At 43.3% G+C, this 11061-nt stretch carries 8 protein-coding genes and 1 pseudogene; 8 read left to right on the top strand and 1 reads right to left on the bottom strand.

Annotated elements, in window-relative coordinates; all coding sequences use genetic code 11:
• Positions 1–204 precede the first annotated feature (204 nt).
• The 3 genes and pseudogenes from QUA20_RS32230 to QUA20_RS30740 form a co-directional block, all read left to right on the top strand.
• Positions 205–303 (top strand): annotated as a pseudogene (locus QUA20_RS32230) (IS1/IS1595 family N-terminal zinc-binding domain-containing protein); the annotation flags it as partial.
• 131 nt (positions 304–434) lie between these two features.
• A complete protein-coding gene (locus QUA20_RS32225) occupies positions 435–722 on the top strand; it encodes an IS1 family transposase (RefSeq protein ID WP_445304735.1) in 288 nt (95 codons plus the stop codon).
• 335 nt (positions 723–1057) lie between these two features.
• The gene (locus QUA20_RS30740; protein ID WP_333194075.1) at positions 1058–1522 is read left to right on the top strand and encodes a hypothetical protein; all 465 of its coding nucleotides are present in this window, start codon (positions 1058–1060) and stop codon (positions 1520–1522) included.
• A 129-nt stretch (positions 1523–1651) separates the two neighbouring features.
• Here QUA20_RS30740 and sds read toward each other — a convergent pair whose 3' ends face one another.
• Entirely contained in the window at positions 1652–2623 is a 972-nt protein-coding gene (sds, locus tag QUA20_RS30735; protein WP_333194074.1) for a solanesyl diphosphate synthase, read from the bottom strand.
• Positions 2624–3703: 1080 nt separating this feature from the next.
• Here sds and QUA20_RS30730 point away from each other — a divergent pair.
• From QUA20_RS30730 to QUA20_RS30710, 5 genes are all read left to right on the top strand, one after another.
• Positions 3704–4000, top strand: a complete 297-nt coding sequence (locus QUA20_RS30730; protein WP_333194072.1) for a hypothetical protein — start codon at positions 3704–3706, stop codon at positions 3998–4000.
• Between the two features lie 458 nt (positions 4001–4458).
• On the top strand, positions 4459–4677 hold the full coding sequence (locus QUA20_RS30725) for an ATP-binding protein (RefSeq protein ID WP_333194070.1): 219 nt from the start codon (positions 4459–4461) through the stop codon (positions 4675–4677).
• A 155-nt stretch (positions 4678–4832) separates the two neighbouring features.
• Positions 4833–7382, top strand: a complete 2550-nt coding sequence (locus QUA20_RS30720) for a CBS domain-containing protein (RefSeq protein WP_333194068.1) — start codon at positions 4833–4835, stop codon at positions 7380–7382.
• Between the two features lie 50 nt (positions 7383–7432).
• Entirely contained in the window at positions 7433–7831 is a 399-nt protein-coding gene (locus QUA20_RS30715) for a response regulator (protein ID WP_333194066.1), read from the top strand.
• A complete protein-coding gene (locus QUA20_RS30710) occupies positions 7828–10986 on the top strand; it encodes a PAS domain S-box protein (RefSeq protein ID WP_333194064.1) in 3159 nt (1052 codons plus the stop codon). The genes QUA20_RS30715 and QUA20_RS30710 overlap by 4 nt, the downstream gene beginning before the upstream one ends.
• The last annotated feature ends 75 nt before the right edge of the window (positions 10987–11061 follow it).

Raw genomic sequence — 11061 nt, 5'->3', positions numbered from 1 at the left:
GTCGCTCATGTTTCTGTGTAAAAAATGTTTCTTATGTTCTTTTACCACATAATGTTACTATTTTGGAGATGTCTATTCTTTGTCTCATGGTATTATTAAATCTTTCTATATAGTTTGTCTGACCAGTCTCCTTTCCGGTAGTGGTGCATAGTTAGGCTGCATCGGTTATAATCATTTAGTTTCACTGTCTTAACATCCTTCTTTATGAATTGTCCCAAGTGCGGTTCTTTAAATGTCAGAAAAAATGGCTTGACTCATAGTGGTAAGCAAAACTTTAAATGTAAGGACTATTATAGGCAGTTTTTCCACGGGTTTTAGACATCAACCTATTTCACAATAAAAAAATATTTTATAGATAAACTCCCATTAGAAAAGATATCGTTAGAAATTGTTGGTGTATATATTGGCAGTAGAGATGAATCCGGGGCTAAGGGATGATGGGATTCACGTGCACCCTGTTCCAGAGTCAATGTGCTTCTTGCTTTACAGACTTTTGGAACGCATACCAAAAAAATTTTCCATCCAAACGGCACAAAGCCGTAGGCAAAGATAGCCGCAAGATATCCTATATAGAAAGATTCAATAATACAATCAGGCAAAGAATAGCTAGATTAGAGAGAAAAGTCCTTTCATTTTCTAAAAAACTTTCTAATCATATTGGCGCTATTTGGTATTTTATCCATCATTATAACGTTTCTTTACAACAAGCCAATAACGCTTAAAAACCTGACTGTGCAGCACTACCGGAGAGACTAATGAACATTCTTTGAGATGTAATGTACTTTATTTCCATTTTTGTATATAATACCTAGTTTACTAGGATTTAAGCCTTAACTAAACCGTATTGAACTATAGTGGAAATAGCTTGATGTGGCAAGTCTGTTTTTTAGATCGCGGGGAATCAACTCCGTCGTGCCGTTTGCCCGGCGGGATCGCGATCGAGACGCTCGTTCCCCACATGGCGTACTATTTCTATGGGGCAGTGCTGGGTAATATATACTTGGACGCGCACCTGCTAACCTGAAATTTTTAATTTTAGATATCAAAGAACTGACTGATGGATTTAGACCAACAGATTCAAGCATTGATCGAAAAAGCTCCGCCCGACGGTTCGACGCCACAAATCTTAAAGGCGATCGCCCCGGCCCTGGTGTTAATTGCCCAACAGCTACAGCATCTCGAATACTCGATCCTGCAAGCGGTAGACCAAAGTTGGGCGATCGTGGTTTTGAGCAATCTCAAGCAACCGGGACAGGAGAAGAGGGTGATTTATGCTTGGACCAGTCTTAAAGATGCGTCGCAGGCCGCGGCTGCTGCGGGCGATCGTCTCAGACCGGTGCTTTTGCCTGTCACTCACATATTATTTCAAATGATAGCTCTTGAAGGTCTTGACAGTATTGTTTTTTTTGAAAGTCCCGGCAATCAGGAAGTCGGAACCGAAATCCCTCGCGAGCAAGTGCAGAACTTAATTAACGTTTACTTGCAACAGTATCGAGCGGCTCCACCGCCAGATATTGCTTAAACAACTCAATTTCCTATTAATTGGTAATAGGGCGTTAGACACTGGGCATCGGGCATTACTCATTACCAATTCCCTATTGCCAATTCCCCATTACCAATTCCTCGTAAAGTTTATGTAACTTTTTCACCTTTAATAAAGTCGGCTCAAAACGTAATCTGCCAAGTCAATCAAAGCTTGGCGGGACTCAGAATGCGGCAGCGGAGCTAAGTATTCGACGGCTTTCTGTGCGTGATGGGTGGCTAGTTCTCGCGATCGCTCTATGCCTTTAGAATCTTTTACCAATGCCAGAGCCTGCTCTATATCTCCTTCTTCGGCGAACTCGCGTTCTATGAGAACTTCCAAGTAAGGCTTTTCTTCTAGGCCAAATAGCGCTGGCGCTGTCAGATTCCCGCTTCTGAGATCCGAGCCTGCGGGTTTCCCCAGAGTTTCCGTTGAAGCAGTGAAATCTAATATATCATCTACTATTTGAAAGGCTAAACCAATATTGCGCCCGTAGTTGTACAAATCGTCTGCTATTTCCGCTGAAACCTCGCTCAGACAACCGGCTGCTTTGGAACTGTTGGCGATTAAAGATGCTGTTTTGTAGTAACTTTTTTCGAGGTACGCTTCGATCGACAAGCTGGTGTCAAATCCATTTAGTCCCTGTTGAATTTCCCCCTCAGCTAAATCCATAATCACTTCGGAAAGCAGTTTGACTACTGGCAGGTTGTCCAGATTTGCCAAATGCCAGGAAGATTGAGCAAACAGAAAATCTCCCGCCAATACTGCCACTCGGTTGTTAAACCGACTGTGTACCGTCGGTACTCCCCGCCGCAGATCTGACTCGTCTACCACGTCGTCGTGAACCAAACTTGCTGTGTGGATCATTTCCGTGATTTCAGCGAGGCGGCGGTGTTTTTCTGTGATTGGACGATCGGGCATAGTTGTCCGGGCTATTAACAGGACGATTGCGGGTCTCACCCGTTTTCCCTTTGTGCCGAATAAGTATTCTGCAGCCGCGTACAATATGGGATGACGGGCACCCACTAACTGTTTTAAGTTTTCTGTCAACAGTCGCAGGTCTTCTTCAACCGAGGAAAATAGGAGAGAGCTAGAGATCATGGATACGCCGACTCAAGCGGTAAAGTAACAAAATTTTACATATCATATCTTTATTTTAAGGTAATTCTCTGCAATAGGAAAGAATAATCTAGGCGATCGGCAGTTATTTGTCATCTGCAGCCCGATCGGAGTAACGCGACTGCCAGAGGCGAGTAGCCGGCTGCCACAGGGGTTGCCTCTATTGTATAGAATTGTTAAGGACATTGCCAAAAAATCTCTAAATCCCAGAAACCCTGTGTTATTATAGGAGTTAAGGATTTAAACAATTCTATACATTAAGTACAGCCAGACTGGCAGGTAGCTTCCAGGAGCCTGTAAGAGTTTCTTAGAGCCAGCCTTGTTAGTCGATCGCAGCGAAAATTTCTGGGACAGATTTTTAGTTCCTCGTGGCTAAAATTTTTCAGGATTTAAGACTAGCGCATCTTATGTGCACGGTAGCTCAAAGCAGCTAAAGTGGATGGTTTTAGGCTGTTTAAGCATCTGTAAAGCAGTAAATCATTATTGACCGGGAACGCCTAAATGTTCCCGCAGACTTTATATGGAAAAGCAGCCTTCAGAACCAAGGCATGGTCTTGCGTGCTGACTTAATGTAGTAGGTCTTGAACTTGTCCTCCTCCTCCTAGTCCTTGACTTTTGGTTCTAATTATGATTTATCGCGATATTCCTCTAATTATTCCCATTCTGGCCGCCGGCTATGTAATGACTATTTATGTACTGCTGATGTTGGCCGAACGCAGCGCTAAAATAACTCGATTGGGCGAGTAGTGTACTGCTCGGCAGCCGAATCCGCCAGTAGCGCGCTCGCTTCACCGTTGAGAATTCGGAATACTCAATAATAACCCTGCCTTGAATGCTTGTGCACAAAGGCAGGGTTATTATTTACAATTGCGGGCACAGTGATTTTCTGGGGTAGGAGTTAGTGCAACACTTTAAACAGTTTCAGGGCTTAAGCATGGAGGCGCTTATTCCGGGTTTATACGAAAAATTTTGCGTCGAAGAACGATAAATATACGAATAAACCGGGTTGCTTCGGTATGCGTGCGTAAGCGAACTAAGTTTTGAACTCGTCGTCTGAAACCCTTGATTTACCAGGAAGCCTATAGTGTACCTCGGCAAGCGAAGCCTTCGTACCGATCGCCATTAAACCCTTATTATACGGTTTGCCCTCAAAAACTGTCCGAAGTGTTGCACTATGGAAATTCACCGATTTCTGCTTCGCTCTGTGACAGGAAGTATCATGTCAGGGAAACGCTGCCAAGGTTTCGAGAAAGCTATCAAAGTGCGCTCAAAAACGGAGCTTTTGAAGTTGTCGGTTATTGTGACAAACACAAATATCAATATTCCTATTTTGTCGGGCAAGAGCTTACAGACCTCTAAGATGAAATTGCCGAGTTGAGCAACCTGGTAGTTCAACTCAAACAATCAATAAACTTGCAGTGCAATCAAATATTTCATCAAGCGGTGCTTAAATGCCTGAGTCAGGCAGATATTCCCTGCAGTTTATCCACGCCTTGCCAAGAAAAGCATCTGCTGCCAGTGCTACAGACAGACAGAGCAGCAAAAGTAATTTTTGCTTTCTTTAGATATTTTCCCTATAGCTGTACGGAATAAAAGATACTTGCCAGTATTAATGACGGTCTTAAAACTATATTAACTATTTATAAAAACTAACTTAGAGACGGAAAATACATTGCATGAAATTATCAAAAGTTACTCTCTGAATTGCTGTGATATTCAGGCGCACTCAATCAATTTTGGACAAACATGATTTACAATGTTATTCGGTCAATGAACAATTGCAAAGTTTAAACAGTAGGGTAATAGTAGAAAATTAGATGCTGCTCGTCAGCGTCATTGATAGCCTTGATGGAATTTTTCCGGAGATTTTGCCGCGAATCGTGGAGCCGTTATTTACCACCAAAAACGCCAACGAAGGCAGAAGGTTGGGACTGGATATTGTTAAAAAGATTGTGGAAAAATATTCGGTTAAAATAGAAGTAGCGTCAGTTATAGGTCAAAAGACCTTTATCGTGTCAATCCCGATCGCCGTTTAGCGCTATCCTACTAACAATCATACGGATGCGCAACTAAAAATATAACTCTAGACCGGTGTCAAACCTCGATTGCGGTCAGCGTGCCGCCACTGTTCTGGAATCTAAAATGGTATTAATTATCGGTTCCGCTTACATCTATCCCCCTTGATTTGCCCATGTCAACCACAGCTTCTGATACTCAAAGCTTGCTAGAACAGGCGATCGACCCCAAACCGCCGGTGCTGCCTCCAGACACACCTGTGAAAGTCGCGATCGCTGCCATGACTCAGGCGGGCGCCAGTTGTATTTTAATCGCTCAGGGTCAGCAACTGCTCGGAATTTTTACAGAGCGCGATGTTGTGAAAATAACTGCTAGCGGTATTTCGGTAGCAGAGGGGGTAATTTCTGAGGTAATGACTGAAAATCCGATCGCCATTTCCCTCGATAAAGCGGGGAATATCTTTAGGGTATTGAGCATATTGCGATCGAAAAGAATCCGTCACTTGCCCCTCACAGACGAACGCGGAAACTTGCTAGGCGCCATCACCTGCGAAAGCATCCGTCAAAGCCTGAAACCGGGCGACTTGCTGAAAATGTGGCGCGCAGAAGAAATTATGAATACAGAAGTAATAGTTACTTCAACGAGCACCTCTGTTTTAGAAGTCGCAAAACAGATGACAACCCAGCGCCAAAGCTGCATAGTCATTTGCACTGACAGCGACAACAAACATCAGAAACCTGTGGGCATAATTACAGAAAGCGACATTGTTAAATTCCAAGTTTCTGGACTCGATTTTGCCGGCACTCCTGCCGCCGCCGCCATGAGTTTTCCCCTGATCCCGCTGCCGGTAAAAGCCACTTTGTGGCAGGCTCACGAGTTCATGCAGCAGCACGGCATCCGGCGCTTGGTGGTGGTGGACGAGGGAGGATATTTAGCCGGAATCGTGAGCCAAAGTACCCTGCTGCACGCCTTAGATCCGGTAGAAATCCAAGCGAATGTCGAGCTTTTGCAGGAAACAGTTGCCGAACAGATCCAGGAGTTAAAAAAAGTTAACGAACAATTGCAAAAAGAAGCACTTCGGAGAACCGAAGTAGAGGAAAAGTTGAGGCTTTTAAATAAAAGTTTAGAAAAAGAAACTCAACAGCAAACTTTAGAATTAATTAACGCTAACAGCCAGCTAAAAAAGGAAATACAAGACCGCGCCACCGCTGAAGCTGAAGTCCGCCGCCTCAACACCGAACTCGAACAGCGAGTTCAAGACCGCACGGTTCAACTAGCAGCCAGCAACGAAGAATTGCAGCAAGAAATTAGCGAGCGCCAATTGCTTGAAAAAAAAATGCACTTTTCTGAAAGCAAAGTTCGCGCCGTTTTTGAAGCAATGACCGACATAGTTCTCGTGCTAGAAAATCCGGGCAACATAGAAGTTTTACCGACAAACACGGCGGCGTTATTAGAGCCTAATTGCGATATAGTTAGCCTAACAATCGAACATTTTTTTGACGACAACAACCCGGATAATTGGTGGATGTTAGTTCAGCAAGTGTTAGAGACCCAACAAACGCTCAATTTCGACTACAGCTTAACAGTTGGCGGCCGCGAAATTTGGTTTTCTGCCTGCATTTCTCTGTTCTCAAAAAATTCAGTGATTTGGGTTGCCCGTAACATCAGCGATCGCAAAATAGCCGAGTCAGCGCTGTGCCAAAAAAATGCAGAATTATCTCATACGTTAGAAGAGCTGAAGCGCACTCAAAAAGAACTGATTCAATCAGAAAAAATGGCAGCCCTCGGACAGTTAATTGCCGGAGTTGCTCACGAAATCAATTCTCCTTTAGGGGCGATTCGCTCCTCGGTGCAGAACATTGCCGACTTCTGGGCGGAACAATTGCAGCAGTTGCCGATATTTTTCCAGCAACTATCCCCGGAAAGGCAGCAGGATTTTTTTGCGCTGCTGCACAAGTCAAGTCAAGAAACAGACGCCTTATCTAGTAAAGAAAAACGTCATTTAAAAAAACTTTTGCAGCGGCAATTAGAAGCAGAAAAAATTGAGAATGCCGACAGCCTTGCTTGTACATTATTAGATATTGGCATATGCAATTTAGAAACTTTTTTACCTTTATTGAAAGATACCCAAAGTCCAAATTTTTTACAAACCGCCTACCAATTCGCTACGGTACAAAAAAGCACTAAAAATATTGCTAATGCGACAGATAGGGCAGCTAAAATTGTTTTTGCTTTGAAAAGCTACTCTCGTTACGACCAGTCGGGTTCCAAAACAATCGCTAACATTACCGACGGTATTGATACTGTTTTAACGCTTTACCACTACCAAATCAAACACGGCGTGGAAGTAATCAGAAACTATGGTACTGATTTGCCTTCTGTGCTATGCTATCCTGATGAACTAAATCAAGTTTGGACAAATTTGCTTCACAATGCTTTACAAGCGATGGGCAACAAAGGAGTGTTGAAAATTGATGCCAAACACCAAGATAACGTAATATTAGTCAGTATTACCGATAGCGGTAAAGGCATTCCCCCAGAAATTATGCCGAGAATTTTTGAGCCGTTTTTCACGACCAAACTTCCGGGAGAAGGCAGCGGTTTGGGATTGGATATAGTTCAGAAAATTCTGGAAAAACACCAAGGTGAAATGCAAGTAGAAAGCGTGCCAGGAAAAACCAAATTTACTATATCCTTGCCCATTGGAATCCCGGATAGCAATTAAAGAAATGCGGAAATGCCCCAAGTTTTAAAATTAAAAACAAGTAAAATTTTATGCCAAAACCAGTAATTTTGTGCGTTGACGATGAAGTTGTAGTCTTAAACAGTTTAAAAATTCAGCTTAAAAAAGAATTTGGGGATGCTTACCTCTATGAAGTAGCGGAAAATGCAGATGAAGCTTTGGAAATTCTAGAAGAAATTCAAGAAGAAGATGAAAGTGATATTTTGGTCATAGTATCTGACTGGTTAATGCCAGGTATTAAAGGAGATGAATTTTTGATTATGGTTCACCAAAAATATCCCAAGATTGTGAAAGTCATGCTGACCGGGCAGGCCGACGAAGTAGCAATAGCACGGGTGCAAGAGCAAGCAAACTTGCACCGCTGTTTGTACAAGCCGTGGGATCGCAAAGAATTAGTAGAAACTATAAAATCTGGTTTGGCAAAAATATGAACAATAAACCTGTGATTATTTGCGTGGATGACGAACCGATAATTCTTGAAAGTTTGAAAATGGAGTTAAAAAAAACTCTGGGAGAAGAACACTTATTAGAAACCGCTGAAGGCGGCGAAGATGCTTTAGAGTTAATCGAGGAATTGCTGGCAGAAAACTGCGAAATCGTGGCAGTGATTTCCGACTATCTGATGCCCCATATCAAAGGAGACGAATTGCTGAAGCAAATTCACATAGTTTCGCCAAAAACTATCAAAATTATGCTGACGGGGCAAGCAGACATCGAAGCAGTGGCGAATACTATTAAATATGCTAAATTGTACCGCTACATATCGAAGCCTTGGCAGTCAGAAGATTTGAAATTGACGGTGAAAGAAGCAGTCAACAGCTATTTTATGGAGAAACAATTAGCGGAACAAAACGCTCAACTCCAAAAGCTGAATCAAGAATTGGAAACTGTAATCGAGGAGCGGACTGCACAACTGCGCTTGTCAGAGGAAAAGTTTGCCAAAGCTTTTCGTTCTTCTCCGAACCCGATTACTATTACCAGACTTAAAGATGGTCGTTATTTAGAAATTAATGAGGCTTTTTGCCAGACAATTGGTTATTCTGCTGCTGAAATTATCGATCGCACGGCGCTTGATTTGAATTTTTGGGAAAGTATACAAGCCCGTGCCGAGCTGTTTAAAATGTTAGAACACCAAAAAATTGTGCGCAACTACGAATTTGATTTGCGCACAAAAAGTGGGGTACTTAAAACTGGCTTGCTGTCAGCAGAAATCATTGACATTCATGGCGAAACCTGCGTAATTTCTGTGATTCAAGATATTAGCGATCGCAAATTAGCCGAAGAAAAACTCCGAGCTGTAGCGGCTTCTTTAGCAGCAGCGCAAAGAATCGCCCGTGTCGGCAATTGGGAATGTGATTTCTCGGCCAACACAACTACTTGGTCGGAAGAGTTATCTCGGATTTTCGGGCTCGATTCAACCCAAGCTGCGCCAACACTAACTGAGTTTTCGCAATATGTGCATCCGGACGATCGACAAAAGTGGCAAACAACGATCGACACTGCTATTGCTAGCGGGCAATCCTACAGCTTGGAATATCGCATTCTGAGGCCTGAACCGAAAATTGCTGCGGATAATTGCCCGTCACAAATAAGTGAAGCCGGCTTCATCCGCTACATCGAAGCCAGAGGAGAAGTAGTTGCCAACCAACAAGGACAAGTGACAAAAATATTCACAACTTTGATGGACATTACCCCACGCAAGCTGGCAGAAATAGCCCTAACAGAGAGCGAAGAAAAATACCGTCATTTAGTTGAAACTTCCCAAGATATTATCTGGTCTTGCAATGCTGAAGGGCACATTACTTTTGTGAACCAAGCAGTTAAACAAATCTACGGTTACGAGCCTGAAGAAATGCTCGGCTGTTCTTTTAGCGATTTCTTAGCGCCAGGAGAAATAGATTGGAAATGGGAACTCCAGCAGCGCTTGCTGACGGGGAAAACTGTGTTTCAGTACGAAAATATAGTATTAGGAAAAGACGGCAGACAGATTGATGTAAATACCAAGGCGATCGCGCGCATGGACGCTGAAGGAAACATCATCGGCACAACTGGCACAGCTAGCGATATTACCGAGCGGAAACAAGCAGGAATAGCCCTGCAAAAAGCCAAAGAAGAAGCCGACAGAGCCAACAGGGCGAAAAGTGAATTCCTCTCGAATATGAGCCACGAATTGCGAACTCCCCTCAACGCAATTCTCGGTTTCAGCCAACTTCTGGCGCGCGACGCAGCCCTCGGTGCCGACCAACAGCAATACTTAGGAATTATTAGCCGCAGCGGGGAACACTTGCTCGAGCTGATTAACAATATTCTGCAAATGTCAAAAATTGAAGTCGGGCTCGTGACAGTTAATAATAGCACCTTCGACTTGCATCAAATGCTAAAAAATACTGAAGATATGCTGAAGCTGCAAGCCGAAAAAAAAGGGTTACAGTTAATTTTTGATTCCACGCCAGACTTACCTCAATACGTAGAAACAGACGAAAGCAAGTTGCGCCAAGTATTAATTAATGTAGTGGTCAATGCTATTAAGTTTACTGCGGAAGGTGGTGTTAATTTAAGAATAAAACATGAGTTTTTGCAAAATAAAAATCAAGAAAAAATGCCGATAATTAACAATTGCTGTTTGCTATTTGAAGTTGAAGATACGGGATGGGGAATTTCTGTGGCAGAAATGGACAATTTGTTTAAACCTTTTGCGCAAACAGAAAGCGGGAAAAAAGCTCAAGAAGGAACTGGTTTAGGCTTGCCGATTAGCAAACAGTTCCTGGAGTTAATGGGAGGAAAAATAACGGTAACAAGCAGCGTCGGTCGCGGCAGCATTTTTAGATTTGATGTTAAAGTTTCCCTCCCCAATCCAGTGGAAATTCAGGTGGCTCAAACAGCTCGTCGCGTTGTGAGTCTCACACCCGGACAGCCGGAATACCGCATTTTAGCTGTTGACGATCGCCTGGAAAGCCGCTTGCTGTTGGTTAGAATGCTGACATCCCTCGGCTTTGCTGTGCAGGACGCTGAAAATGGCGTTCAAGCTGTGGAAATGTGGTCGAGTTGGGAACCTCATTTGATTTGGATGGATATGCGGATGCCGGTGATGGACGGTTATGAAGCTACTAAACAGATTAAAGCGCATTTGAAAGGTCAAGCAACGGTGATTATTGCTCTGACTGCAAGTGCTTTTGATGAGGAGCGATCGCTAATTTTATCTGCTGGTTGCGATGATTTTGTAGCGAAGCCTTTTCGGGAGCAAGTGATTCTGGAAAAGATGGCTAAGTATCTGGGAGTCAGCTATGTTTACGATCGAGAAGCTTCGCCAAGTTCAGATGCTGTGGCGTCCGGTGAAGTGTCCGCGGTAACTGAAACGGCTAATTTTCCTTTTACGCTCAATGCTTCATTTTTTGAAGCTATGCCTCCTGAATGGATTGATGAATTGTACGCGGCAGCGGATGCGGTTGATAACGAGGAGATTTTTCGGCTGCTGTTGTTGATTCCTCCGATTCATGCTGATTTCTGCAGGGCGATCGCCGATTTGGTGAAGAACTTCCGGTGCGATCAGATTATCGATTTGATTGAGGAGTTTAGAAATTTTTGAAGGAAGAAGGAAGAAGGAAGAAGGAAGAAGGAAGAAGGAAGAAGGAAGAAGGAAGAAGGAAGAAGGAAGAAGGAA

The sequence above is a fragment of the Microcoleus sp. Pol7_A1 genome, assembly GCF_036701085.1.
Taxonomy (GTDB): domain Bacteria; phylum Cyanobacteriota; class Cyanobacteriia; order Cyanobacteriales; family Microcoleaceae; genus Microcoleus; species Microcoleus asticus.
The sequence above is the reverse complement of the archived record's forward strand: the minus strand, read 5'-3'. Positions and strand labels throughout refer to the sequence as shown.